Origin of the sequence: Paenibacillus bouchesdurhonensis (genome assembly GCF_900155685.1) — a bacterium.
Classification (GTDB): domain Bacteria; phylum Bacillota; class Bacilli; order Paenibacillales; family Paenibacillaceae; genus Fontibacillus; species Fontibacillus bouchesdurhonensis.
This window is the reverse complement of record NZ_LT732548.1, coordinates 4,693,935-4,718,890: the sequence shown is the minus strand read 5'-3', so window position 1 is coordinate 4,718,890 and position 24,956 is coordinate 4,693,935. Positions and strand designations below refer to the sequence as shown.

The window sequence follows — 24,956 nt, the reverse complement described above, 5'->3', positions numbered from 1 at the left end:
GAAATGGAAAACGGCAAAACGCCGCCGCTGAACTAGCGGCGGCGTTTGCTTGATTTGCTGCGCCCCCGGGCTGCCGTTTTACGGCGCGAACTTCCTTTGCGGCTGTTATTTCTGCTTCCGCCCTTGCTCCGGCGCCGACGGGATGGCTTGTATTCGTCGAGCTTGTCGCTTCCGCCTTGGAGCTTTGAGCCTTTGCCTCCGGGGAGGAGTCCCGTAATAAGTTTAGCCATTGGCGCAAATTGTTGAACGGTTTGCATGACCTTTTGTACCTTACCCATTGTTGCTAAAATTCCTTCGATTCCTCCAAGTCTGTCGACGATTCCTTTGATATCGCCAAGATTCGGTATGGAGAATCCTCCGGTTGATTTGGCAGCTCCGCCCCCAGCAGCCGGAAGAGCTGTGCTTTCGCTTGCTACGGCTTGCGGTGAATAAGGAACTAAAGCGGAAGCTTCCGCTTTATCGGTAAGCGGCGTCTCATACGGATTGACCCCAGGGTAATAGTCCGTATAAGGCGAAGAGGGCGTTATGCTGCGGCGAGGGGGATAGTAATGAGGCATGATATCACTGTCCTTTTTAAATAATTTAGGGTGGAGATAGGCGTTTGTATACTATACTGTATGTGTCGCGTGTATCGAGTGTATAGACGAATGTCCCGGGTATGATAGGCTTTTGCTGTATTTTGGGCGTTGTTTCTGTGATGCGTGAAATCGTTAACGCTTGAAAAGGGGGCCACTGCTCAGGTACAATGAAGATGTGTTTATAGTAACGGTAGGGGATGATTAATCAGTGCAACTTAAGAAGTTGAATGATAAAACGATCGACCAATTATTTGAAGCCATTCTTACATTGAAGGATATCGAGGAATGCTATGTCTTTTTCGACGATTTATGTACAGTTAATGAAATACAATCTCTGTCTCAGCGCTTGGAAGTAGCACGCATGCTGGGCAAAGGCAACACCTATAATCAAATTGAGGCAGAGACCGGAGCCAGTACGGCGACGATTTCCCGCGTCAAGCGCTGTTTGAATTACGGTAATGACGGATATAAGATGACGCTGGATCGTCTGGGACGTTAAGTATGAACCGGGGCTTGGATATGCTGCATGGGCTTGGTGTAGCTCAGGAGCAGGGTCAGGGTCAAGGGCAAGTAAACGAGGAATTAGGATTTGCAAAAAAAAAGCTTTTAGCAGAAAGCCCGCTGCGGCCCGGAGTACTTGTCATCAGTCACGGTTCTCCGGACGGCTACTGGGTCAAGCTTGTCGATGATGCAGTAGCCGCAGTCAAAGCGGAATTACCGGAGGGGCTTCCAGTGGAGGCCTCTTTCCTTGAACTCGTGGGAGGCCGTTTGATTCAGGATGGCATCGATCGATTGGAGCATCAGGGTGTCACTGATATGATCGTTATACCTCTGTTCATGTCCTCCGGAAGCACGCATGTGGATGAGATTGCTTATGCGCTCGGGGCAAAGGACACGCCGGAGAAGGAGACGGATTTGGAGAAATTTCGCCTCTCTGCACGCGTGTTATTTGGCGAGCCTGTAGAAGACCATCCTTTGGTTGCCCAAATGATTTGGGATAAGGTTAAGCCGTTGTCCCGGGAGCCGGAGCGAGAAGCGCTGCTGTTGATCGGGCATGGCAGCAGGCATGACGGCTTCCGTCAGCGCTGGGAGCGAGGAATCTCCTCGCTGGCTCAGCGGGTGAAAGAGATCGGCGGCGTGGCTATGACCGATTTTGCGCTTTTAAATCCTGATAGTGTGCATAAGAAGGTCAGTTATTGGCAAGAACGGGGATATGATGTGGTAATTGCCCCGTTGTTCCTCAGCGCAGGCTATTTCACGAAGAAAGAAATCCCTTCCAGGCTGGAAGGATTGACATATCGCTACTCTGGAGAAGCGCTGCTTCCCCATTCGCTATTGCCTCACTGGATGTTGGAGCAAATATTGCATATAATGAGGTCATTGAAATTATGATAAACGGGTGGCGTTTATATCATGAAAAGAGCTAGGTTGATCTATAATCCATCCTCCGGACGGGAGGAGATGCGGCGCTTGCTTCCCGACGTGCTGGATCGCTTGGATCTTGCTGGTATTGAGACGTCTTGCCATGCAACAACTGGCGAGGGCGATGCAACGCGAGAGGCAGCTAAGGCGGTAGAGCGAGGCTATGATATTATTATTGCGGCTGGCGGTGACGGAACCCTGAATGAAGTCGTGAACGGCATGGCCGGACTTGATAACTTGCCGCCGCTTGGCATTTTTCCGATGGGAACAACGAACGACTTCGCCCGTGCAATGGGGATTTCCAAGCGCTGGGAAGACTATTGCGACCTGGTCATCGAGAATAAGACGCGGCCGATCGATATTGGCAAGGTCAATGGCCGCCATTTTATAAATATTGCGGGCGGCGGCTCGCTCACAGAACTGACGTATGAAGTGCCGAGCAAGCTCAAGACGATGATCGGGCAGTTGGCCTATTATATGAAGGGGATTGAGAAGGTTGCCAGTTTATCTCCTACAGAGCTGATTATTCGTGCTGAGGGGCATGGTGTGCTGGAGGGCGAGTTCATGCTCTTCCTGATCGCGAACAGCAACTCTGTTGGCGGATTTGAGAAGCTGGCGCCAGATGCGCGAATTGATGATGGCCTGCTGGATGTGATTGCGGTGCGCAAATGCAATTTGGCCGAATTCATCCGTCTGCTGACGATGGCGCTGCGCGGCGATCATTTCAGCGATCCGCGCGTTGTTTACTTCAAGACGAGTCGGATGGAGGTAACCTCGCCGGGCCTGGTTCAGCTAAATCTGGATGGTGAGTTAGGCGGAGAACTGCCTGGCGTGTTCGAGATTTTGCCGTCGCATTTGCGGATTTTTGCGTAGGTGTGAGAGTTAGCGGGTTAGAGATTGTCTGGCAAGAGGCCAGTGGCAGGTGGGGGTATTAGTTTGAGAGCCGTTGATGAAGAAAATTATTCTATGGCTTTAGCGTCCTTCGGCTGGCCTAGACAGCGGCGTTAGTGAGCTAATTTGGTGACAAGTCGATAGTTTGACGGATATAGAGGGGCTGTTTCCGAAGCATGCAGGATAGGATGCTGGGGAACAGCCCCGGCTCATGAAGGTAGCGTAGGAAGCTGTGGTAGACCGACCGCCAACATCAGCACTTAGAAGAGCTGCATTGTCGATGAAATTAGGCGAGAAGGGTCCGCAGGTTAGCTTGATTCGGAGGAACAACCTTATTAGAAAGAAGTGAAGTACCAGCAATGAAGAGGCAGCGAAGTAATGGGGCAGCGGGCAGGACGGAATCGGCGGGCCGTGTCCGTGGATCGGCGGAGCGCGAGACAGGTATCCGCAACTCTAGTAAACGAAGCAGAAATGGAAGTGCGGGTAATTTGCGTGGCGCTAAAAAACAGCAGGATCCAGAAATCGCCGGATTGCCCGTCGGCAAAAACGATGAAGTCGTCATCGACATTATCGGCATGAATCACAACGGCGAGGGCGTGGGCCGGGCAGATGGCTACACGCTGTTTGTAGCTGGAGCGCTACCGGGCGAGCAGGCGCTCGTGAAGGTGCTGAAGACGAAGAAGCAGTACGGCTATGCCAAGCTGATCGAGCTACGGGAGGTCAGCTCGGACCGCGTAGCTGCGCCGTGCGGCATTTACGACAAGTGCGGCGGCTGCCAGCTGCAGCACTTGAGCTACGCCGGCCAGTTGGCCTGGAAGCGACAGCATGTGATCGATGCGCTGGAGCGGATCGGCAAGCTGCGCGTGTCGGCGGATGCGCCGAGCGAGGGTGGCGCGGTGCTGGGCAGCGACGTGGCGAACGAGAACGCCGGGGCACTGGGAGCAGCGTGTGGCGCCGACACCGCGGCGCCAGGCGTTGAGCCGCCTGCCCGCGATGGCGTCGTCGTGCTGCCGACGCTGGGCATGGCGGAGCCTTGGCGCTACCGCAACAAGGCTCAGGTGCCCGTCGGCGTGACTGACGGCGCCCTGGTCGGCGGCTTCTATGCCCGCGGCAGCCACCGCATCGTCGACATGGAGACGTGCCTCATCCAGCACGAGAGTAACGATGATGTAGTCGCGCGTGTCAAAGCAATCGGCCGCCGTCTGGGCATCACCGCTTATGACGAAGAGAGTGGACAAGGCTTGCTGCGCCATATCGTCGTCAAGGTGGGTTTCCGTACTGGCGAAATGATGCTCGTCCTCGTTACCAACGGCGGGCGTATTCCGCGCGAAGGCGAATGGATCACAGCGATCCGTGAGGAACTGCCCAATGTGGTCAGCATTTGCCAGAACATCAATACACGTCAGACGAACGTCATTTTCGGCGACATCACCCGTGTGCTCTGGGGTCGGGATGTCATCTATGACTACATTGGTGACGTGAAGTTTGCTATCTCTGCTCGCTCATTTTATCAAGTGAACCCGGTGCAGACAGAAGTGCTCTATGGCAAAACCGTAGAGTACGCCGGACTGACTGGCAATGAGACGGTAATTGACGCTTATTGCGGCATCGGCACGATTTCGCTATTCCTAGCTCAGCATGCCAAACGCGTTTACGGCGTGGAAATTGTCAAAGAGGCGATCGAAGATGCCCAAGCTAACGCAGAGCTGAATGGGATGGAGCATGTTACCTTTGAGGTGGGAGCTTCTGAGGATGTTATTCCTCGCTGGAAGGAGCAGGGCATCGAAGCTGATGTGATCGTGGTCGATCCTCCGCGTAAAGGCTGCGATCCTCGTTTACTGGAGACGATCCTAGAGATGAAACCGGAGCGAGTCGTATACGTAAGCTGTAATCCATCGACGCTGGCAAGAGATCTGCGGATTCTAGAGGATGGCGGATATCGCACCGTTGAGGTGCAGCCGGTGGATATGTTTCCGCATACAACACATATCGAAAACGTGGCTTTGTTGGTCAGGAAGTAATACAGCTTCTCAACGCCTTGTTTATCAAGGGTTTTGTTGATAACACAGATGTTAAATTTTCAATGTAACAGACGTGAAAATCGACAATTGATGTGAAATTGATGTGAAACTTCCTGTGACTCTACAATAAATGGTGATAATTCGACATAAAAAAAGACACTCAGCATAATTAACCGAGTGTCTTTTTGCTATGCTGTTCTTTGCGTGTAGAAAACAGAGAATCAAGCTTATCTGCTGCTGCCTGGTCAGCGGATCGCAGAGCATGCCCGTATATATTCATGGTTGTTGTGATGTTTCCGTGTCCTAACCGTTCTGAAATGATCTTTGCGTGAACACCTTGGTTAATTAGCAGCGTTGCCGATGTATGCCGCAAATCGTGGAATCGGATGTAACGCAAGCCGTTCTTCATTATGAATTGTCTGAACCACAAATACGGGCGTTCATGGTGAAATGGCTTACCATCAGCGTGTGAGAATACAAAGTTCCATTCACGGCCTTCCCGATCCCTTCCATTCCAGGCATCACCGAGCTTGTCCCTCTCTTTTACTCTATGGGTATAATATTCCCTTAGCTCTTCAAGTACAGAAGCTGGGAGCGCAACCTTACGCCTAGAATTTTTGGTTTTAGGTTCTTTAACGATGATTTCACCTTTAAGCGCATGAACTAACGTTTGTGTAACGTCAATATGGCCTGCTTTCCAGTCGATGTGTTTCCATTCAAGGCCTAATAATTCACCGCGCCTCATCCCGGTTGTGAGAGCTAAAGTAATCATCATACGCCAGTGGAAAGGCTCCTTTTCAAGAGCTTGAAGCAGCTGAGCCACTTCATTTTCATCATAGGGGACAATTTCTTTGCTTGTTACCTTAGGCTTTTGAACAGAGGCGACAGGGTTGTTCTTTATAATCTTCCATTCGACAGCACGTGTAAAGATGTTCTTTAGTATTCTGTGGTTCATCTGAACGGTTCCCGAAGATAAGCTACCGCTTTTGTTATCTCCACGGCTTCCATCCCGGGATAATGATTCAAGGAAGTCCACCATATGAATCGGCTTTATGTCCTCTAACTTCATGTGACCAAAAGTAGGAATGATTCGTTTCTTTAAATGCGATTCATAGGCATAACGTGTTTTATGTTCAAGGTGCTTGACAGCGTGTTTTGTACGCCATTCCTCTATGAAGGCACTAAACGTCATTCGCTGTGGCGCAATATATTCCCCGGCTTCAACTTCTTGGCGAAACTTGGAGTATTCATCTTCTAAATAGTTTTGAAGCTTCTTTGTAGTTTTCAACAACGCTTCATCTGTCACTGTGATTGTCTTTGTTTTACGGCCATACTTTCCGTTCGGTCCTCTACCAGTGTAAACAGTAAAGAACCATGAGTTTTCACCACGCTTCTGAATGTTAGCCATTTCATTCACTCCTTTGCATTCAAATGTGTATACCCTAGGAAAAAGGGGATAAAGGGGAACTAAACCGAGATACCTTGCTATATAAGGCTTTAAAGGTATTTCCTTTTCCTAAAATAACCTCTGAATAAGTCGGGGATTAATTATAGACATTATATTTTTTCTAGGAATTCGTCTAATTCACCATCTTGAGAATTGATAAAATCTTTAATTTCTTTTCTTATGAACTCATCATCCAAGAACTTTACTTCTATAGAACTTTTATCTATTTTAATCGGTAGGTCATATGAAACGTTTATTTCGTTTAACGCAAGGTCAGTGATATTATTAAAAATTTCTTGTCTAAAAATCAAGGGAATCTTCTCAAGACGGGATTTATCTTTAACCGAAAAAACAACTTGTGTACGTTCAGGATAGTCATCTGTGTTCAATAGACCTAGCATTGTAATTATCTTTTCGTTATAAAAAATCTCTACCTCGTAAAAACCAGAATATTTAACCCCATATAATACCCTTGTTCCCGTAGCATCTGTTTTAATTTGTTGTTTGTTTGGGTGGGTAAAAACATATTTAAAGCCCACATCTGCGTATGTGAATAATTCACCTGGGAGAACATCGAGTAGCTTACAAATCGCATCCATTGTATCGAATTGAATTCCTTTCCCCGTATTGTTTTGAAGTGCGCTTAGCGTATTTCTAGATAGCCCCGTTCTTTCAGACAATTCAGAAATGTTCATTCCTCTTTCAGCTAACAAAACTGCCAAATTGCACTTTATCATTATTTACCACCTTATATTGTTATTTTGCTTTAAAGTATAAACAATTTGCTCTATACATTCAACAGTTTGTATTGACATATACAATATCATTTGGTATCTTTGTTTTATCAAATTGATCAGACTACTGAACAATTTGGTGGGAATTTAAATCAAAATGATATGAGTGAGGTGAAACGAATGAGCAATATAGACTACACAATTCTTGAAAACCGTATCCGACTAGAGAAGAAGCACTTTCCCGATGGCATGACTTCGGATATGATCCAGCTTTTGGACACAGTGGGCACCATGATTAAAGACGCATACCTTGCCGGGCTGTATGAAGGACAAGCAGAACAGGAGTGGAACAATCAATCCTGCTTAGGCTATGCGATCCTTGCAGCTGAGAAGATGAAGTGGGACGAGACATTAACCAAAGAGCTCGTAAGGGCAATGTACCGATCGTTTGATTTTGTCACACTAAATGAAGCTGCCGATGCTTACCGGGGTTCGATTTATTAATTTAAGAGAGGCTGGAATGAACAATGGAAAAAATGACTTATGCGGAGTACTTACAGGAGAATCTAGGTGTTCTGCCGATCGATGAATGTCTTGAAGTGCTGGAGAAGGCCGAAGAGGGTAGTATGACTGATTTTGATGTAGAACAGGAGCTTACTCCCGTTGTGGGAACAATCCTTTCAAACCTGTTCAATCATGACATGGAGATGTTTCACTATATTCTTGAAAAAATTAAAATGGCAGCTGATACGATCAGGGAACGGGAAGAAGGTATAACGATTCATTTAGACCCATGTAATGACAGTGTGGAACTGGTTCTTCAATTCGATACGATTCTGAAACATATCAAAGATGGTTATTCTCTCCAGGATCATTGGTTAGACGAAACTGGCTCTTGGATCGTTGCGCTAGGCAAGAAAGAATAACGGAAGGGGAAGGGCATTATGAGAAAGGAACGTAAAGACGCTGTGTTGTTTTCAGCTGTATTCCTAGTCGGGATTCTGTTGGGTTATGGAATGACAAATTTGCTTTTCATGTAGCTTGTCATCCCTGTGGAGTACTCTATCTCTTTCGATAAAAAATATTATTTCGGAGGGTAAAAGTCATGAAGAATCAAATACAAGAAATCGCTTTTGAATTGGATAATACCGCGAATTTTATTGAGGCGGCCGTCGAGACTTTATCAGATATAGATACTGAATTTGGGCACTTGCGCGAAGACATGGATAATGCGGTGTTTAGGGGTGACCAACAAATTTACTACAGAGAACACCACAGACAAGTAAGGCTATTGTCTCATTTAATGCGGCACGTATTGGGTGAATTGAGAGGTTCGTCGGAAAAGGCGAGTGAATTAACCCAGACGCTATTTAAAACTGTTAAAGAAGAAAGTGAGGCGGCTAGTGCATGAGGGACGCTGGGCGTACAGTAGCCTCCTGGCATTCAGAAAGGGCATGGGTGAAGTTGCACAAAATTATAGCAAAAATTCACATAAAACACTTTGGTTCAAAGGAAAAAGACATTGTTCAATTTTAAAAATATTAGCAAGGTGGTGGCATAAATGAAACGTATCACATTAACAGTAACTGAAGCCGCAGAATTGATTGGTGTATCTCAAAATACGGTTTACGCGATGGCAAGAGAGGGGCAAATTCCACATACGAGGGTTCGGGGGCGGATTCTATTCCATCGGGATGTAATCGAGACTTGGTTGCGTGGAGAGTATGCGCAAGTAAGCCAAGCTTAGGCGGTGATTTGATGCTATTTGAAAAGATACCGTTTGAACTAAAGAACATTCCTCAATGGGTATTGTGGAAACTGGAACAGCGCAGGGCTGGGGCCAAGCCAACAAAAGTTCCATACTCTTCAACAGGTCAGCACGCTTCTGTAAACGATCCGTCAACTTGGGCTACCTTCGAGGAAGTAATAACAGCATTTGGGGACAACAAGACATATTCCGGGATAGGATTCGTGCTTACAAAACATCAAACTGATCATTCAATTGTGGTGATTGACATTGACGGTTGTGTCAAAAATGGAGGGCTAGATAATGAGTCGAGGGATATTATCTCAAGGTTCGATAGCTATACGGAACGTAGCCAGAGCGGTGAAGGCATTCATATCGTTATACGGGGTAGTAAACCGGGAGAACGAAGTAGGACACGTAACATAGAGATATACGACGACCTGAGGTTCATTGTATTCACAGGAGATCATGTGAAGGGAACACCGTCACATATCGAGGAAAGGCAGCCAGAACTTATTAACTTATATAATCACCTGTTTCCAGCGCAAACGCCTTTTCATGAAGTCGGACCTGTTAAAGGGCCGAACCTAGAGGATGAAACGGTACTGAAGCTTGCTAGGAAGGCAAATAACGGGGCAAGGTTTGAAATGCTATACTCCGGCAAGTGGAGTGCATACAACAGTCAAAGCGAAGCTGAACAAGCCCTATGCAATATGCTTGCTTTTTACACAAAAAATCCCGAACAAATTGACCGTTTGTTCAGGAACAGTGGGTTAATGCGTGATAAATGGAACCGTGATGACTACCGGGAACGAACTATAAGTAAGGCACTAGAGGGTGTTGTAGTGCAATATAATAATCCGTCCAATAGTACAAAGCTTAATAATAATATACCACAGCCTAGGGAATTTGACGAGACTGAGTTTGACTTTATCTTCAATCCTAGACCGGAATTTGATGGCAAGTTGGGAGAAGCTGCGCTATATGGGTTAGCTGGTGAAATTGTCAGGTTCATTGATCCTCATACAGAAGCTGATCCAGCAGCTGTACTTATTAATTTTCTTACCATGTACGGAAACATGATTGGTGACAGTCCTCACTTTGTTGTATCAGGTGGCAAACACCGTATGAGACTGTTTGCTGTGTTGGTTGGGGCAACCTTCCGAGGGAAAAAAGGAACGTCTCTTGATCCAGTACTGAAGCTTATGAATGCCATAGATGTGGAATTCAATGAACGCAAGAAATCAGGTCTGTCCAGCGGTGAAGGACTTATTTATTCAGTAAGGGATCAAGTAATTGAATCCAGACCAGTTATGGAAGGAAAGGGAAAAGATAAGAGACCTACGGGGGAATACGAGGATGTAATTATTGATCCAGGTGTTGAAGATAAGCGTTTATTAGTCGTTGAAAGTGAATTCGGATCCGTACTTAACGTATTACGCCGGGAGGGCAATACTCTATCGGCCATTATTAGAAATGCCTGGGACGGAAGCGGAGAGATAAGAACGTTAACCAAGAACCCTTTACAAGCATCAAGGTCACATATCTCCATATTAGGTCATATCACGCCCGAGGAACTAAGGAAGCTATTAACAGGGAATGAGATTCATAACGGCTTTGTGAATCGCTTTTTGTGGTTGTATGTTCAGCAATCCAAATCATTACCCAGCGGCGGTGAATTCCACAAGTTAGACGTTGAGCCTATCGTTAACAGGATCAAAGAAACCTGTGACTATGCCATGAATGGAATGCCGCTTGACGATAATGGGGATGCGCTCCCTATGGAACGTGACGAAGCAGCAAATCAGCTATGGGAACGCATTTATGAACCTTTACAGCGTGATGCGACTGGTATCATTGGAGCTTCTACAAGTCGGGTTATTCCTTATGTAATGCGTTTGGCTTGTATCTACGCCCTACTAGACCTGTCTAACATTGTCCGGGTAGAACACCTAAGGGCAGCGTTAGCCCTATGGGATTACTGCTATAAATCGGTGGTGTTCATCTTTGGCGAACAGGAGCTTACCAACGATCCTATAATTAGCAAAATACTAAGTAGGCTTAAGGAGCAATCAGAGGGGCTAAGCCTTACTGATATTAACGATTTATTCAAGGGAACGGTTAAGAGTGATGAGCTTCAAGGTGCAGTAAAGAAAATGCAAGATAACGGCCTCATCACTGTGAAAACAATACCAGGCCGGGGGAGACCAAAACGATTAATTGAACTGAATCAATCAAGTGAGATTGCATGAGTATTTAATACCCGAATTATTCCGAACTTATTTCTGGAATAAGTAAAGACTATAAACACGGTCAAGCCAAGGAATTTCGGTATTAATCCCCTATATCCCCTTTTTCATAGGATAAATACAAATAAATGATCGAGAGGAAGGATACCATGCCAACAGCAAATGAAATCATTCGTTTGAACGAGATAGAGAGAATGGATAAGAAGGCAAAAAAGGCCGGGTTCCTTCCTCTAGTCTCAGGTGAGGCGTACGAGGCGCAGTACAACAGCAACAGCCATGTATTTATCATGATCAAAGGTGGTAAATGGAGCGCATGGCGTGAAACATGGCAGCCTGGGAAGGGACATTCTATTTCAATCAGATCCATTGTGAATAAAGTTCCTTTTGATATTGCAGTACAGCAAGCTAATAAGTACATGGCATTTATTACGAAGAAAAGGGGGTGGTGAATATGGAGATTCGTTAATTTTACATTAAAACACTCGGATTAACATCTGTCCCCACTTTGTCGACATTTGAGTTATAACCGAGGTTCAGTGCCTACCAAACTGGTATGAACTGTGATAGGACGTTTCATTTTATCATTTAAAGTACGAAATCCGTACCTATGATGAATTGTTGAAGAACGTTGAAATTGAAACGTATATAAAAGAAAGATAGCAGTTCACAAGCTTAAAGAAACCCATACGACGTCACCGACCATCACATTGTGTGCGTGCATCCTAGTAAAACCCAGTATTTTAAATGCGTCAACCAAGAACACCATAAAAGCCTAACCGAGAACACTACTAATTGAGGGTAAACCCGTAACATAAAAGCATTGTTTAGCCATTGGATCGTCAACTTGGAACGGATAAAGAACAGCACCGCGAACAGCAAGGTGAACAACAATGACAAGAGAATAATCTGAAGAGTGCCAACACTTTTAGAGCGATTGATGAAGAGGTGTTGAACAGCAAAACGAATAACAAAATGGATGCAATTGCTATGCAAATGCATTACACAAGTGGTGTCCCAAGCAAACACAAAGCCTGGTTTACCTGCTTAAGAGAGGATGTGGTATGCCGATTTATATTTGCAGGTTGACTCCGAAACAGCCTTTGAGCGTAATCATAAAATGGCGGTGATCTGATTTGAAAAAGCTGAAATCCTTTGAAATATGCATGGACGACAGCAGAGTAACCATTAAAACAAACAGGACAAGGGTTCGTACGCTGGACAAGTTACTCAGGCTCATAATGTACGAATATGAGAGAAAGAAGCCAGAGGAATTAGATAGTTTCATGGCAAGTATCAATATGCGGTACGAGTTCATCCTAGAGGATCGAAAGCCTAAAAAGGAGCGACGACAGCTAGAAGAACCTGAGCCACTGAATGACTTCAGCTTTTGGCAAGGGCTAATGGAAAAGGCTCCTATGCAGGAATAGGCAAGTTGATAAAGTTTTTAAATCACATTAAGGGAGAAATGTAAAATGACGGACAAAATGAATGACGACTGGCACAACAATGTTACCGATCTGGGGAAGGATTTTGCAGAAAAAGCGAATGAGAAAGAAAAGTACAGAGAGGAAGCTGAAAAGAAAACGCAATGGCACCAGGATCAGCAAGCACTTAATAACTACAGGGGATGGAATTAAACAATAGCAGGAAGGTGAAATAAACATGGATAAATCCGTTCAACAGGCACTGATTGAAATGCGCGAGCAAACGAAAGCAGAAAATGAAAAAGTGCGAGCTGGCTTAGACTTTTATTTTGGTGATAAGCCGGGGCAAACGGAAGAACATTATTTTGGGAGGGTCACTCACTAATGTCAATCAAAGAATTGGAAGAGTTTAAGGCAGCGGAAGAGGAATTCGAGGAAAGATTAACGGAGGTAAAAAATGAGCTTTGGAGCATGGAAAGGGAGCAATCAAAGCTTAACCAGGAATATCGCAAAATGAATGAAGAGGATACAGCAGGAACAAAGCACTACAGCATGTCGGAGTTTAACAAAATCAAGAACCGATTGGCTGAATTGAAAGGTGATATAGAGTTTGCAAGAGAGCGGGTAGGGAGAATTGAGGAAGCCAAGGGAAAACAGCTAAAGCCCCTAATTGAAGCTGCAAAACAAGGCGTACAGGCGCGAGAAAATGAGTTGAAAGTGGTTTTAGATGGGATATTCCACGAATTAAGAAGCCATCGAGCCCGAATGATTCTATTGCTGCAGAAAGCCCACCAAGAGGCGTATGCCGAACTGTACCAGTTACATGAAGATGTATATAGAGCTGAACGAGTGGCGGATGATAGAACTCATAGACGTTCTATTCCTTGGGGAATCGATATACGCAGCGTACTAGGTGACACCGATGAAAAAATAGGAATTCTTCATACTCCTCAGGAAATGATGCAAGCGGCTAATGCGGGTGTTGTGCCTGACTGGGTACATGAATACGAAGGCGAACGTGACGGCGCACCAGAAACTTAAACGGATGGCGGCAGGGGAAACCTTGCTGCCTTTTCTTAAATGAGAACCTAACAAAACCAGACATTCGCGCGCGCGTAGGTAGTGCACACAAAAAATGCTTGCAAATGCTCACAAAAAAAGGGTACAGCGGAGTATACCTGTTCATCTGGTGGCTAGACGCACGCACACAAAGGTTACTAAGAAATCCTAAGATAAAAGGGTGCAGAAATGCTAGTAAATGCTAGTAAATGATAAGGTGCAAATAAGAAACAAAAAGGGGAAATGTATATGCTCAAAAATGAATTGCTAACTAATGCTAACGTCCAGGAAGTTGACGGCCTCCTGGATCAGGAGGTAATGCTATGGCTACTATAACTTCGACAATGAAAATGATGGATCAATGGACTAATCCACTAACGAAGATGATCCAGAAGATGGATGCTTTTGTACAGCGCGGCCAAAAAATGAACGCCGTCATGAATGGTGCTGCCGGATCGTCCAGTGTCTTAGGGAATCAACAAAAAATGATCTCCAACAACCAGCAAATCATTCAATTGACTCAGGTGATCAACAACAATTACAACCAAATAAACAACACAGTAAACCAAACAAACAATTCTGTTAATCACTTTAATAATGGCCTTAATAGGGGGGCTAAAGAGGCCTCGGGCTTACTCAGAACATTGAAGGGTGTCGCTGCAACCTACCTCACCTTAAACGCTGCAAGTCGTTTATTCGGTTCTACTATCGGGGGAGCAATGAACCAACAGCAGATGGTTGACGCATTCTCGGCGCGAGCGGGTAACCAGGATTTAGGGCGAGCGATATATGGGGAAGCTTCTAGGGTAGCCCTGAAATATGGCCAAGATGTTAACGCAGCACTAAAAGGGACAATGTCCTTCATGTCTAATACGATGGATCCGGCACAATTAGGGGAGCTTAATTTGCTTACAATGCGCCTATCCAAGCTGAATCCAGCAGAAGGATTGGAAGGAGCGGCTTTTTCCCTGAAGGAACTCATGTCTGGTGATTACACATCCATTGCCGAAAGGTTCAACATGTCCCGAACTTTACTGAAAGACAGCGAGGCGCGACTAGCGGGTATGGATGGCAATATTACGGGATTCATTGCTGGCATGAACAAGCTACTAGACCAGCAGAACATGACGCAAGAAGCGTTTGAGAAGATGTTAGATTCACCAGCCGCAAAATGGCAATCCATTATGAACACCTTTAAATTCAATTTGGCCAATGCGGGAAATAGCGCGTTACAGTCCCTGGTGCCGACGATCGAGAGGATAAACCAGGCTTTTCAGTCCGGACAGATGCAACCGTATTTTGATATGTTAGCCGTGGGTATACAGGGCGTCATAGAGGGGCTTACTTGGCTGTTTGACGCCTCCCTAGCGGTGTATAACTTCTTCTCAACGAACTGGCCATATATAGCACCTATAGTGTATGGAGTGGTGGGGGCGTTTGTAGTTATGAAATCCGTTGTGATGATGAACGCAATTGCCCAAGGAGCAACTGCGGCAGCGACAACGGTACAGACGCTAGCTATGTTCGCTCAAATAGCGGTCACACAGGGGCTTAAGGTGGCTTGGGCTGGCTTGAATGCGGTTATGAAGGCTAATGTCATATTTCTGGTTGTAACGGCTGTAATAGGGCTTATAACGTTGCTTATACACCTTTGGAACACTAATGATAAGTTTGCGGCAGCTTTATTCAGAGCCTGGAATGCCATTCTAAACTTCTTCGATACGGTCCCGGCGTATTTTTGGCAGCTGGTTGAGTGGATGATGAAGCCTTTTGAATGGTGGGCTAGTAGCATCGGGAAAATCTATGACACTGTGATAAATGGCATTATATCCGGGATTAATGCGGTTCTAGAACTTATCAATAAAGTGACTGGCTCTAGCTATGAAATTCAAGCCAAATTCAACATGGAAGATGTCGCGGGTAAAATTGCTGAATTTGCTGGTGCTCAGAAGGATGCGGCCTATGCAATGGCGGGTCTGAAAGCTCAGGAAAGAGCACAGAAGGAAACGGACTTCCTAAACGACCGTGCCAACAAGAGGGCACAAGACCAGATAGCGAAGCAGGCTAACATGGCCAATAGTCTTGGAGCATTCGGAGGCGCGGGGATGTTGCCAGGCGAGGGTATAAAGAACATCGACAAAGTGAACAAAATAGGCAAGATTGAGGATAAAGTGGATATCAGCAGCGAAGACCTCAAAACGATGCGTGAGCTGGCAGAAATGAAGTCGATCCAGAACTATGTAACCCTAACACCTACTGTATCCGTCGAGGGGGGCATGCACGTGAGACAGGAGTCTGATATTGATGAAATTGCCGCCAGGCTTGCCAGTAGATTAGAAGAAGAAATAGCGTCGGGCGGATCGAGGTTAATATACGAATGAGCACGGCGACATTTAACACATATGACTTGAAGGTGCATAACCCCTTTGAGCGGTTCCCGGCTGGAAAATATGTTGTTGCTGAAGCTAACGCCGATGGACTCTATAACATCCATGTTAGATTTGATCACGGTGGCGGAATGACAACAATAGAAACATTTCCACTTCATAAAGTAGTGTATATGGTTTTTGACATCCAGGATGAACTCGGGCTTCCTGCTAAGGCTATATGGTTTGATCTTCCTGATCATGTACTAGAACAACCCTCGCTATTTAATCGTCGGTTAATGGCCTTGCTGAAGCGTAAGGGGTTTTACTGGAAGGGAAGAAAGGGTTAAGGTGAACATGGGGCTAGGTATGCCGATTAATTCGGTGAACCTGGCTCCTTTTCTTTTTTGGCAGCTTCGAACGAATTTCGTACGATAGGGCTAACAATTGCTAACCTTTACACATAAAGAAAGATGATCCTCCAAAATTGGAGGGTGAGAAAACACGCTCACCAAAACGGGGGAACGTCACACTGCAAGGGGGCGACAAGTTACCGCATCCTTACTAATGGAGGCGATCACAACAAAATTGTTGCGAGTAGCAGACATGGTGAATCGCCATATCCGAACCTCTAGCCTTCCGGATCGGAATGTTAGAGAAGGCCTGGACAGTCTGTCCACCCCTTTATAGAGAGAAGAAGACAAAAATGTCCGCAACTGACCATAAAATTATGGTGAGTGAATAAATGAAAATATTGGTTGTCCAAAAATGACCGACCAATATCCAGGACAGCTTTACCGTTTTGGTTAATCCGATCTTGGGTTGGTTTCTCTTTTTTCGGAAACCAATACAAGCGAATTTCAAGGCAAAAAACCTCTTAAAACGTCAAAATAGTGCAACTTTGTGACTTTTACCGAGGCGAGCACAAGATGGTGCTTACCAGCAATTTGCGGAGAACCCAAGAGCGGTGCGGTTTTGTCGTTTTGCAGTATCAGCGTAGACATGTGGTTAAAATATGAATTTTGTACATATGTAGGTCGCGTTAATTCGTTAAAGTGTGTACCGCTTACTGAAATTCTAGTAAGCAGATCCACTCGACGGAATTTTCCGTTCAGAGGGTAGCGACATTTTTGGGTCACCATCAAAGTAATCCTCTTTATTAGAGGTTTGAAAAATTGGATTAAGGAGCACATTGAGCTTTAATAACCAACGGAACTTTCCGTTCGTCTAAGGGAAGATCTTGCAACCGTACTTTTTTATACGCTTGTAATGTCAAGGTGCGCTGAAGGTTCAGCAACCCTTACCGACTTGGTAGGGGGTGGCTTTTTGTGGTTCCGAATTTAGGAAGTACATTTCTAAGATGCGTTTTCCAAGAGATTATTACTCAAAAAAGAGGTAGCAGCTCATATTTGTTAAACGGAATTTTCCGTTCATCTGTGCTCGGTGACTCCGTGGACGACGGAGGCATGACCGGTGATTTACAGCAAACCTTGAAATTCACGATCCGTCAGTATTCGACGGTTTGAAACGCTCTCTTTTTTAAGGCCTCAGAAAATTCGCTTTACTCAGTCCGCAAATGGATTCAGTACCCGTCAAATTGACGGGTGTGAGATGCTGCATGAGCATTTATGTTACCACGCAGCGGAATAAACCAGGGTTTATGTATTATACATTAATCGGGATGGTGCAGCTTGCGCTACCCTCTAGCTTTTGGTCAAAAAAGACCGACAGCACCAGTACTCGCTTTTTACTCGGATTTTACTCAAAACTGAGTAAAAGCAAAACTGACATATGAGAGAGGAACGAAGTACTCATTTTATGAGTATGGACAAATTTACCAACAAAACTCCTGTGAGTATTTCAATGCGATAACCAGCGAGGTAACCAGCGAGGTAACCAGCAGAACAACCAGCAGAACAACCAGCAATAAGGCCAGTCACCATGCAGATCATAGGGGGATAGCAACCAACAGAGTAACCAGCAGCTTAACCACCAGGACGATATACTTATGGCCAGTATTTAGAAAACGGAAAATTGCGTTCTCAGGATTTCTTATATGGCGATCCACCATGTTAGGAAGCGAGCTCCTGGAAGGGTACTACATAGCTTTACAAAACAAACTCAATCATCATTCCCCAAATCTGGGGTTTGATGCTGTCCACCAAACGGACAACACCTTTTCAGCTCAGAAATCGGGAGTACTCACTAAAGGAGATTTTCCCCTCAGTGATTTTTTTCTTGGAAAGTTCATACTCGAGTAGATTGTTAAAGGATGTTAAGGTTTTAAGTTATATAAAAGAAAGACCTGGATTCGAATAGGCGTTCTGAGTTGCGGTTTAAGGCCTCGCACTCGTTTACCATGTATTTATGCTAAGTCGGCTACAAAACTGCTAGAACAGTCATTACAGGCGCTATGGCGGCGTCTCTTATCGTCGTTAGTAGTATTCCCCGGATTTGGGGAGAAGGTTCCTGTCAGTGTCACCGGGGCAATATGAGGGGCAATGAAAAGAAGGCTGCTAGCCGTGCAATATATGGTGTATATCGGGACAGGGGGCAGAGTGACGGCAAAGACACGGGCAATGAAAGGGCAGAGCGTGGTAAATCCATTTTTGGATTGGCTCAACGGAATCAAGCGGACGATTCCCGAGATTCCGGGAGTCAGAGATCAGCACCAAATTGTGCCGGTTGTCTGCAGCTGTACAAAACAACTCAATCCAATTACTGGAATAGGCTCTTATTGGCCAACGAACGCAATTTTGCGTCGGTTAATGAAATGAGTCCAATTTTGGACTGTGAGAATATGCCGAAATACCTTACCTGTGGAACGCATCCGAAAATACGGATCGGTTCATGCCAAGAGGTTTTCGCCAAAACTGGCGAATAGTCTTCACCTTCGATAAATTCAAAAGAAAACAGACTACAAACGAACCACCATAACCATATGTAACTACGGGATTTATCACGATTGGGGAACCAAAAGCGGACTACAAGCAGACCACAGGTGGACAGACTTAGAAAAACTTAGTGTGTAGAGGTGTCCTCAAGTTTAATCTGTTACAAAAAAAGGGGGGGGAGCGGTGTAGAGGCTTGTCCAAGAGTCCAATCATAGCGCGGCCTCCCAGCTCCAAAATTTCCCTAAGTACTATTAATAGCAAGCTGGCTCCACTTTTCCAAGTTATAAATATAGACAAACTCCCGCCATTTTATACATGGTAATTAATGGCGTCAAATAGGAGTTTAGCGTACTTCTGAGCCTATCAGTATATGTCTTGCCTTTATGGTGGGGCTTTTTTTGTTTAACTTTCTTGTCCGGAACATGTCCGGTGATAGTCCCTTGACTTGCTTTAAATCGTTGTAAATATATATTATAGGTGTTATACATACATAAATATTGAGTTTTTCATCATTTTCCAAATTATTTTCCGAAAAAAGAAGGAGTCCGTTGATCCAATGTCGAAGCCATGTTTAATTTCAAAAAATTAAATATGGCAAAGTACTATATGGCGGCATTCGCTGTATGGTACTTTTTTTATTGTTTGGAGGATAAAGGTGAGTGAATGACAGATAATAATGTATATCATTTGTTGTTGTATCATGGAACAAGTCAAAACCATTCGAATAATATAACCAAGAATGGTTTTAAACTCCCTGAGAAGAAAAAAGATCACTGGATCGGAAACGGTATTTATTTTTTTAGGGAGGATCAATCTCAAGCTTTATCGTGGGCGATATTAAAATTCCAAAAATGTCCGATGGTAAGTAATTATCATGTGATTAAAATTAATATTGATGTAAAAGGAGATAACTTTTTAAATTTAGACAGCCGTGAAGGACTGTTCAAGTACAAGGAACATGGAACAAATTTCTTGAGAAAATTGAAAGAAGAAGGAATCGAATTAGAGTTTGCTTCTGAAAATGAGGCAAGATGTTTCATCATAGATTCTTTACCTAAACAATATACTGTGATACAGAGGACTTTTGAAGGACAAGGAACTTCAAAAAGCATTGACAACAACCACATAATCAAAATGACTGGATTATTTTTGCAAGGAACACAGGTTTGTGTTCGAGATGAGAAGGCAATAACTGCTAATGCGGAAGTAGTGCAAGAAATGCCGCGAGCAATAAAGACAAAAACGAGTAAAAAAAGGAAAACCAGTTTAAGTACTAATAAGAGGTGATTACTATGTACGAAATAAGCAGGGAAGAAATTATAAAATTGGCTGATGAGTGGGGCATTAGTTACAAACTGAACGGCGATCGCCCTGGAATTCACATTAATGATGGGAATACAAGAAAAGAATTTACAGTTAATGACCTTGTTTGGAATGAAACCAACAATATGAATAATATCGATGAAATAATTTCTGTGACTTTGAATGATTTTATCGTTGCAAAACCAAAAAAAATCATTATAGAAGAGACAAATTTTAATTTTTTTAAGATTAATGGGGTGGCTTAATTTGTATGCAGAAATTCAATTGAAACATTACTATGTTTCTAGAATAGAAATGAAATATAATTTGGAATCGGAAAGCGTTGATAAAAACAACGTCCAATTTTCTCACGATATCGCTTATAGGGACGACAATAACGTTGAAGTTATTCTTAACTGCAAAATAAGTGATGAAGCTGGATCAAATCTAGAATTGACTCTCAATGGTTTCTTTGAAATCGCTGTTGGTGACGGAAGGGAAAAGGATTCAGAAGATATTAAGGCTTTATGCGAAAGAAATACACTATCAATACTTTTCCCATATTTAAGAAGTTCTATTTCTGATATATCTATAAAAGCAAATATATCACCTATAATTTTACCGACCATCAATATCTTAGCTCTAATAGATAGTCAAAAAAAAGAAAAACAGACCAATTCCAAAATCGAAAATACATAAGACAAAGGTTTTCTCAAGAAGTATAGCCCACTAACCTATATGGTCGGTGGGATTTTCTTTACTTTCGATTCTTTTCGCGGTAAGGCTTCAAGTGCAGCGTCCTTATTTACTCGGTCTGAATATTTAATGGAGAGACGAGCGATTAAGGCATGTAGTTTTTCCCAAGCCTCTTCACTCAATCCTGGATTATATGGCTCATGTGTTTTATTCATACTCATCGCCCCCTTGGATGTGTGATATTACATATGATAGCCACAATTAAAAATAATCATACGAAAACAAAATTAGATCCGATCCTTAATCCCCGACTTATTCGGATACTAATTTAGGAAAAAGAAATACCTGTAAAGCCTTATATATCAAGGGATGTAAGTTTAATTCCCCTTAATCCCCTTTTTCGTATCCTTCAGAACAAGCTATGAAAAATCTCCATATGTTTGTTGCACGTATTTTTCCGAAATACATTGAAGAACTTAATAATTTGAATGATAGGGAGGAACAACCGAAAGGATCATTAGTCCTGAATAAGTCAAACGTGAGGGGATAGTATGAACTTGAAAAAATTATGAAGAAGAAATAAAATACAGGCAACATGCTCCTCTTATGCAAGTGTCTGAATTAATGAGCGATTTGGAGATAGAAAAGCTTTGGATATTTACTTGTTGTGATCTCGAAAGAACATATGGAATGGATTCGAGGTTAGTAGATGTACTAGATGATCTTTCATCTGAAGGATGGTAGTTAGTCTGTCCATTAGTCGAAGAGAAGGGGTATTTATTGAGAGCAATTCAGTGGCTTGATGATACGGATTGAAGATGAGGAAGAGATAAACGGGTTATGGGAGTTGGATATTCCTGTCAAAATTAACTTATTATTATGTCCACATATGCGCATTTAAACATTTTATTCATAAGGAGGAAGTGAATTGGAGGATTCGGGACGCATTGTTGAAGTGAAGTATAAGCAGTACGCAACACTTATATTAAGAACACGTTATAGCATCGATTCAGGTGACAGAGAAAAGTGTTGGGAATTCAGTGGTCCTGACCTAATAAGAGAATACGATTTAAGGGAAAACGATCCTTCGGAATTAATTGAAATATTGGAGGATCTATCAATCGAAGGATGGGATCTCGTTTGTCCAATGTTTAATGAAGACGGTTATATTTTAAGAGCAATTGAATTTAAAGATGATACTATAACTATTTATAGTGATGATGAAGAGAACGAGGGCGGGGAATGATGAGTTGATTAGTAATGGTCAAACTGTGTTAAAGAGGATAAATCCAATTACATAATCAGCCAGTTTTCACAAGAAACGCAGGACTTTATATATTGGATTTGTGCAAAGGAGATTTTACGGGACATAAAAAATGGGACTTATAAGCCTCGAGTTTATGGAGAAGCCATAAGTAAGAAATCAATTGAGATGGCAAAGCGGAAAAGATTGAAGGTAGTAGGGGAGTATATGCTCATTGGTGGTAAGAGGGTATTAATCGATCTTACAAAACAGATCTGCCCGATCGCTGTAAATTAGCTATTGCTGAATCTTTACAGGAAAGAAGTATGAATTGATGTGAAATTGATGTGAAACTTGATGTTATTAGATTGGATTTAATAACAAAAGATGATAAAGGATTGTAGAAAACCTATAAATGGCGCGGTTTCTTTACACTATAACACAATGTATTATAAAGGGATTGTTGCCCGCATACGGTGCATGTGGAGTGTGTGGTATTGATGTCGCGGGTTAAGTGAATAATAACCATATAATATAAGGAGTAAATGATTTACGAATCAACAATTCGCGAAGTAAAAGAAGAAACAGGGTTAATGCTATGCGACTTAGAGCAAGTCGGCCTAATTCACATGTATAATCCTGAAAATCATGGTTTTATCGGCTCACAGGGACAAGTCCAGAGGACAGATTTCGGGCACGAGTTACAAGTAAAATATATGTAAGATAAGGAAAGCATAAAACATGAAATCAATATTAGCAATATTTGTATCGATAATACTAGTCCTGGCAGGCTGCACAAATAGTGAGATGGGTGGGTCTCCTGCGCCTTCTTCACCAAAAGAAACAATAAATAATCTGGGCATTTACAGCATAGCCGCCTCTACAGAAAACAAGTATACAGCTGTGGTATCCGAATTTGACCTTGGCAAAAAAGAGTATTTATCAAATGCAAAAAAAATCATGCCATATAATATTAAAGGAATAATAGGTGTACCTAAAGGCGATGGTCCTTTTCCTCTTATCCTCATAACCCATGGTTCCCATTCCAATGATGATGAGAGCAAAAGATTTGATACCGGTTATGACTACTTGGTAAGTTATTTGGCTGAGAACGGGTATGTAACGGTATCTATGGACATGAGCAAACCTTATATATGGAAGTATGGCGACAATGACGACGACGAAAAATCCATTCCTGTGGCAAACGATCATGTTGAAAGTCTGCTTAAAGCCAATAAAGGAGACAATCCGGGATATCCAGTGGATTTAAAAGACAAAATCGACTTTGAAAAGATTGGTTTGATAGGACACTCACGGGGAGGGGAAACCATATTTGATATTGCTATGGATCAGAAAAACAGAGAGATTGATATCAAGGCAATACTTTCAGTTGCGCCAACCATGCTTTTTGAGAAGAAATGGCCGGATACAAATGTGGCTATTCTAGTACCCGAATATGATGGAGATGTTATACAACTGGATGGGTTTAATATGTATAGAATCCTGAACTCAGAAGGGCAAAAGAACCGAAACCATTATGTAACCTTGCTAAAGGGAGCAAATCATAATTACTTCAATAGAAATATTCAAATAAATGATGCCTTGATGAGAAGTACAGAGGACATCAGTGATCAATTGACCAGAGAACAGCAGGAGAGCTTCTTAATGGACTATGCTGTAGGTTTTTTCGATTCGTCATTCCGGGGGAATAATGAGCATTTTATCAATATCCATAATCCACAGCCCGATAAAATGTATGGGTTAGATGTTAAATCAATGTTTAGATCAGAACAGGCTGTTGACTTGGTTGATGTAGACACTACTGATGATTTCATTGCAGAGGGGGCTATCATAGAAGCTACCACTGATTCCTGGTTTTACAAAGATGATAAAATATTAATTGATACAATAACATCCGGTTTAGAGCCATATAATCTAAGAGCACTGATCAATATAAAGTGGGAGAAAAGTGACAGCCGTGTGATTATTTCACCACGGGTGCAGGATTTCAGCAAATTCACCTCTTTGACCCTGAATATGGTAATAGATTCGGCAGATGAATTGAATCAGCCTAACAATTCCCAGCGGTTTACCATAGGATTACGGGATGTTGACGGGAATTTCTCTAAGATTGTTTTGCCTGAGGGTCTGAATGCTTTAGATTATACATCAGGGAAAATAGATTCCACACAAGTATTTGAGGAAACTCTTTATTATTGGTCTGTTGCATCGCCTATTTCCGCCATTAACCTGCCATTAAATGAATTCAAAGATGTTAATTTGAAGCGTATTGAATCCATAGAAATGATTTTTGACCAGACAGACAGCGGTTCTGTTTATATAGATTCAATCTTGCTGCAATAAGTTACCCAAGTAAATTTGTCAATATAACCCCCTGCTCCCAAGGAGATACCAGGTTTAATCGGTATCATTTTTGACCAGGCATGTGGAGTGCTGCTCCCTGTTAGTCAGGAAAGATTAATAGCTGAGGGAGTTCCCCATTGTTATGTTCTTTTGAGATACTGACCAATCCACAATTCCCAACATAATCGTTTGGTGAATCCTTTTTGAATAAAGCAAACTCATATGCCTTGCCCTCATCGAAATTCTCATTACAAAGTTTATCCACCAATCAACGGTACTAATTGCTGAACATCCCCATGTACATCAATCCTTTCAAAGGTAGAAGTCTATTCCAGTTACTGGTGTATCACCCTGAAAGATGCCCGTCTATAATTCGTCAGTTTCAGGAGTTACAAAGATAAAGGCTAGAATGCATACTGAAAAGATCGCGTTAACGATTTTGTTCCTCTGAATCCGATCTATTCAATGCTCCTCGAGTACTGCCTGTTTTCTTTCTTCCCAGCGTTTCTGTTCATCTGG

The 24,956-nt window shown here is 43.3% G+C and carries 26 protein-coding genes; 22 read left to right on the top strand and 4 right to left on the bottom strand.

The window, feature by feature from the left end; genetic code table 11:
• Nucleotides 1–32: 32 nt before the first annotated feature.
• Nucleotides 33–557, bottom strand: a complete 525-nt coding sequence (locus tag CZ379_RS25365) for a hypothetical protein (RefSeq protein WP_110934168.1) — start codon at nucleotides 555–557, stop codon at nucleotides 33–35.
• Between the two features lie 229 nt (nucleotides 558–786).
• On the opposite strand from CZ379_RS25365, the gene CZ379_RS25360 reads away from it, so the two are divergent.
• The 4 genes from CZ379_RS25360 (at nucleotide 787) to rlmD (ending at nucleotide 4,912) form a co-directional block, all read left to right on the top strand.
• The gene (locus CZ379_RS25360; RefSeq protein ID WP_019639846.1) at nucleotides 787–1,077 is read left to right on the top strand and encodes a YerC/YecD family TrpR-related protein; all 291 of its coding nucleotides are present in this window, start codon (nucleotides 787–789) and stop codon (nucleotides 1,075–1,077) included.
• Nucleotides 1,078–1,079: 2 nt separating this feature from the next.
• The gene (locus CZ379_RS25355) at nucleotides 1,080–1,970 is read left to right on the top strand and encodes a sirohydrochlorin chelatase (protein WP_110934167.1); all 891 of its coding nucleotides are present in this window, start codon (nucleotides 1,080–1,082) and stop codon (nucleotides 1,968–1,970) included.
• 21 nt (nucleotides 1,971–1,991) lie between these two features.
• Nucleotides 1,992–2,873 carry a diacylglycerol kinase gene (locus tag CZ379_RS25350; protein ID WP_110934166.1) on the top strand — a complete coding sequence of 294 codons (882 nt, stop codon included), beginning with the start codon at nucleotides 1,992–1,994 and terminating at the stop codon, nucleotides 2,871–2,873.
• Between the two features lie 377 nt (nucleotides 2,874–3,250).
• Nucleotides 3,251–4,912, top strand: coding sequence for a 23S rRNA (uracil(1939)-C(5))-methyltransferase RlmD (gene rlmD, locus CZ379_RS25345; protein WP_110934165.1), 1,662 nt, complete (start codon nucleotides 3,251–3,253; stop codon nucleotides 4,910–4,912).
• Nucleotides 4,913–5,081: 169 nt separating this feature from the next.
• On the opposite strand, the gene CZ379_RS25340 is transcribed toward rlmD, so the two are convergent.
• A complete protein-coding gene (locus CZ379_RS25340) occupies nucleotides 5,082–6,320 on the bottom strand; it encodes a site-specific integrase (protein WP_110934164.1) in 1,239 nt (412 codons plus the stop codon).
• A 149-nt stretch (nucleotides 6,321–6,469) separates the two neighbouring features.
• Nucleotides 6,470–7,096 (bottom strand): helix-turn-helix domain-containing protein, encoded by a 627-nt coding sequence (locus tag CZ379_RS25335; protein WP_199925783.1) that lies wholly within the window; start codon nucleotides 7,094–7,096, stop codon nucleotides 6,470–6,472.
• 177 nt (nucleotides 7,097–7,273) lie between these two features.
• Here CZ379_RS25335 and CZ379_RS25330 point away from each other — a divergent pair, with 177 nt between their 5' ends.
• From CZ379_RS25330 to CZ379_RS25245, 16 genes are all read left to right on the top strand, one after another.
• Nucleotides 7,274–7,597: a hypothetical protein gene (locus tag CZ379_RS25330; RefSeq protein ID WP_234405014.1), complete on the top strand. Its 324-nt coding sequence runs from the start codon at nucleotides 7,274–7,276 to the stop codon at nucleotides 7,595–7,597.
• Nucleotides 7,598–7,620: 23 nt separating this feature from the next.
• Nucleotides 7,621–8,019 (top strand): hypothetical protein, encoded by a 399-nt coding sequence (locus tag CZ379_RS25325; RefSeq protein ID WP_110934162.1) that lies wholly within the window; start codon nucleotides 7,621–7,623, stop codon nucleotides 8,017–8,019.
• A gap of 179 nt (nucleotides 8,020–8,198) precedes the next feature.
• On the top strand, nucleotides 8,199–8,504 hold the full coding sequence (locus CZ379_RS25320) for a hypothetical protein (protein ID WP_110934161.1): 306 nt from the start codon (nucleotides 8,199–8,201) through the stop codon (nucleotides 8,502–8,504).
• Between the two features lie 150 nt (nucleotides 8,505–8,654).
• On the top strand, nucleotides 8,655–8,840 hold the full coding sequence (locus tag CZ379_RS25315) for a helix-turn-helix domain-containing protein (RefSeq protein WP_110934160.1): 186 nt from the start codon (nucleotides 8,655–8,657) through the stop codon (nucleotides 8,838–8,840).
• 11 nt (nucleotides 8,841–8,851) lie between these two features.
• Entirely contained in the window at nucleotides 8,852–11,092 is a 2,241-nt protein-coding gene (locus CZ379_RS25310) for a phage NrS-1 polymerase family protein (RefSeq protein WP_110934159.1), read from the top strand.
• 146 nt (nucleotides 11,093–11,238) lie between these two features.
• On the top strand, nucleotides 11,239–11,538 hold the full coding sequence (locus CZ379_RS25305) for a hypothetical protein (protein WP_110934158.1): 300 nt from the start codon (nucleotides 11,239–11,241) through the stop codon (nucleotides 11,536–11,538).
• A 684-nt stretch (nucleotides 11,539–12,222) separates the two neighbouring features.
• Nucleotides 12,223–12,516, top strand: coding sequence for a hypothetical protein (locus tag CZ379_RS25300; protein WP_110934157.1), 294 nt, complete (start codon nucleotides 12,223–12,225; stop codon nucleotides 12,514–12,516).
• 45 nt (nucleotides 12,517–12,561) lie between these two features.
• A complete protein-coding gene (locus CZ379_RS26460; protein ID WP_199925781.1) occupies nucleotides 12,562–12,726 on the top strand; it encodes a hypothetical protein in 165 nt (54 codons plus the stop codon).
• A 25-nt stretch (nucleotides 12,727–12,751) separates the two neighbouring features.
• Nucleotides 12,752–12,898, top strand: coding sequence for a hypothetical protein (locus CZ379_RS26455; RefSeq protein WP_199925780.1), 147 nt, complete (start codon nucleotides 12,752–12,754; stop codon nucleotides 12,896–12,898).
• Nucleotides 12,898–13,554, top strand: a complete 657-nt coding sequence (locus CZ379_RS25295) for a hypothetical protein (protein ID WP_110934156.1) — start codon at nucleotides 12,898–12,900, stop codon at nucleotides 13,552–13,554. The genes CZ379_RS26455 and CZ379_RS25295 overlap by 1 nt, the downstream gene beginning before the upstream one ends.
• Before the next feature lie 341 nt (nucleotides 13,555–13,895).
• The gene (locus CZ379_RS25290) at nucleotides 13,896–15,953 is read left to right on the top strand and encodes a phage tail tape measure protein (protein ID WP_110934155.1); all 2,058 of its coding nucleotides are present in this window, start codon (nucleotides 13,896–13,898) and stop codon (nucleotides 15,951–15,953) included.
• Complete coding sequence (locus CZ379_RS25285) at nucleotides 15,950–16,288, top strand: hypothetical protein (RefSeq protein WP_110934154.1); 339 nt, start codon at nucleotides 15,950–15,952, stop codon at nucleotides 16,286–16,288. The genes CZ379_RS25290 and CZ379_RS25285 overlap by 4 nt, the downstream gene beginning before the upstream one ends.
• Nucleotides 16,289–18,439: 2,151 nt before the next feature.
• Nucleotides 18,440–18,715 (top strand): hypothetical protein, encoded by a 276-nt coding sequence (locus CZ379_RS25260; RefSeq protein WP_110934149.1) that lies wholly within the window; start codon nucleotides 18,440–18,442, stop codon nucleotides 18,713–18,715.
• A 780-nt stretch (nucleotides 18,716–19,495) separates the two neighbouring features.
• On the top strand, nucleotides 19,496–20,119 hold the full coding sequence (locus CZ379_RS25255) for a hypothetical protein (protein ID WP_110934148.1): 624 nt from the start codon (nucleotides 19,496–19,498) through the stop codon (nucleotides 20,117–20,119).
• 5 nt (nucleotides 20,120–20,124) lie between these two features.
• Nucleotides 20,125–20,400: a hypothetical protein gene (locus tag CZ379_RS25250; RefSeq protein WP_110934147.1), complete on the top strand. Its 276-nt coding sequence runs from the start codon at nucleotides 20,125–20,127 to the stop codon at nucleotides 20,398–20,400.
• Nucleotide 20,401: 1 nt separating this feature from the next.
• The gene (locus tag CZ379_RS25245; RefSeq protein WP_199925779.1) at nucleotides 20,402–20,833 is read left to right on the top strand and encodes a protein-export chaperone SecB; all 432 of its coding nucleotides are present in this window, start codon (nucleotides 20,402–20,404) and stop codon (nucleotides 20,831–20,833) included.
• A 35-nt stretch (nucleotides 20,834–20,868) separates the two neighbouring features.
• Here CZ379_RS25245 and CZ379_RS26450 read toward each other — a convergent pair whose 3' ends face one another.
• On the bottom strand, nucleotides 20,869–21,045 hold the full coding sequence (locus CZ379_RS26450) for a hypothetical protein (protein WP_199925778.1): 177 nt from the start codon (nucleotides 21,043–21,045) through the stop codon (nucleotides 20,869–20,871).
• A gap of 713 nt (nucleotides 21,046–21,758) precedes the next feature.
• On the opposite strand from CZ379_RS26450, the gene CZ379_RS25240 reads away from it, so the two are divergent.
• Nucleotides 21,759–22,076, top strand: a complete 318-nt coding sequence (locus CZ379_RS25240; protein WP_110934145.1) for a hypothetical protein — start codon at nucleotides 21,759–21,761, stop codon at nucleotides 22,074–22,076.
• A gap of 738 nt (nucleotides 22,077–22,814) precedes the next feature.
• Nucleotides 22,815–24,437, top strand: a complete 1,623-nt coding sequence (locus tag CZ379_RS25235) for an alpha/beta hydrolase (RefSeq protein ID WP_110934144.1) — start codon at nucleotides 22,815–22,817, stop codon at nucleotides 24,435–24,437.
• The last annotated feature ends 519 nt before the right edge of the window (nucleotides 24,438–24,956 follow it).

Excerpts from the sequence above, each read along its gene's own strand:
- CZ379_RS26455 (WP_199925780.1), top strand. The coding sequence starts at position 12,752 with ATGGATAAATCCGTTCAACAGGCACTGATTGAAATGCGCGAGCAAACG.
- CZ379_RS25250 (WP_110934147.1), top strand. The coding sequence starts at position 20,125 with ATGTACGAAATAAGCAGGGAAGAAATTATAAAATTGGCTGATGAGTGG.
- CZ379_RS25320 (WP_110934161.1), top strand. The coding sequence starts at position 8,199 with ATGAAGAATCAAATACAAGAAATCGCTTTTGAATTGGATAATACCGCG.
- CZ379_RS25315 (WP_110934160.1), top strand. The coding sequence starts at position 8,655 with ATGAAACGTATCACATTAACAGTAACTGAAGCCGCAGAATTGATTGGT.
- CZ379_RS25235 (WP_110934144.1), top strand. The coding sequence starts at position 22,815 with ATGAAATCAATATTAGCAATATTTGTATCGATAATACTAGTCCTGGCA.
- CZ379_RS25305 (WP_110934158.1), top strand. The coding sequence starts at position 11,239 with ATGCCAACAGCAAATGAAATCATTCGTTTGAACGAGATAGAGAGAATG.
- CZ379_RS26460 (WP_199925781.1), top strand. The coding sequence starts at position 12,562 with ATGACGGACAAAATGAATGACGACTGGCACAACAATGTTACCGATCTG.
- rlmD (WP_110934165.1), top strand. The coding sequence starts at position 3,251 with ATGAAGAGGCAGCGAAGTAATGGGGCAGCGGGCAGGACGGAATCGGCG.
- CZ379_RS25335 (WP_199925783.1), bottom strand. The coding sequence starts at position 7,096 with ATGATAAAGTGCAATTTGGCAGTTTTGTTAGCTGAAAGAGGAATGAAC.
- CZ379_RS26450 (WP_199925778.1), bottom strand. The coding sequence starts at position 21,045 with ATGAATAAAACACATGAGCCATATAATCCAGGATTGAGTGAAGAGGCT.
- CZ379_RS25255 (WP_110934148.1), top strand. The coding sequence starts at position 19,496 with ATGACAGATAATAATGTATATCATTTGTTGTTGTATCATGGAACAAGT.
- CZ379_RS25310 (WP_110934159.1), top strand. The coding sequence starts at position 8,852 with ATGCTATTTGAAAAGATACCGTTTGAACTAAAGAACATTCCTCAATGG.
- CZ379_RS25285 (WP_110934154.1), top strand. The coding sequence starts at position 15,950 with ATGAGCACGGCGACATTTAACACATATGACTTGAAGGTGCATAACCCC.
- CZ379_RS25350 (WP_110934166.1), top strand. The coding sequence starts at position 1,992 with ATGAAAAGAGCTAGGTTGATCTATAATCCATCCTCCGGACGGGAGGAG.
- CZ379_RS25295 (WP_110934156.1), top strand. The coding sequence starts at position 12,898 with ATGTCAATCAAAGAATTGGAAGAGTTTAAGGCAGCGGAAGAGGAATTC.
- CZ379_RS25290 (WP_110934155.1), top strand. The coding sequence starts at position 13,896 with ATGGCTACTATAACTTCGACAATGAAAATGATGGATCAATGGACTAAT.
- CZ379_RS25340 (WP_110934164.1), bottom strand. The coding sequence starts at position 6,320 with ATGGCTAACATTCAGAAGCGTGGTGAAAACTCATGGTTCTTTACTGTT.
- CZ379_RS25325 (WP_110934162.1), top strand. The coding sequence starts at position 7,621 with ATGGAAAAAATGACTTATGCGGAGTACTTACAGGAGAATCTAGGTGTT.
- CZ379_RS25355 (WP_110934167.1), top strand. The coding sequence starts at position 1,080 with ATGAACCGGGGCTTGGATATGCTGCATGGGCTTGGTGTAGCTCAGGAG.
- CZ379_RS25260 (WP_110934149.1), top strand. The coding sequence starts at position 18,440 with ATGAAAAGAAGGCTGCTAGCCGTGCAATATATGGTGTATATCGGGACA.
- CZ379_RS25365 (WP_110934168.1), bottom strand. The coding sequence starts at position 557 with ATGCCTCATTACTATCCCCCTCGCCGCAGCATAACGCCCTCTTCGCCT.
- CZ379_RS25330 (WP_234405014.1), top strand. The coding sequence starts at position 7,274 with ATGAGCAATATAGACTACACAATTCTTGAAAACCGTATCCGACTAGAG.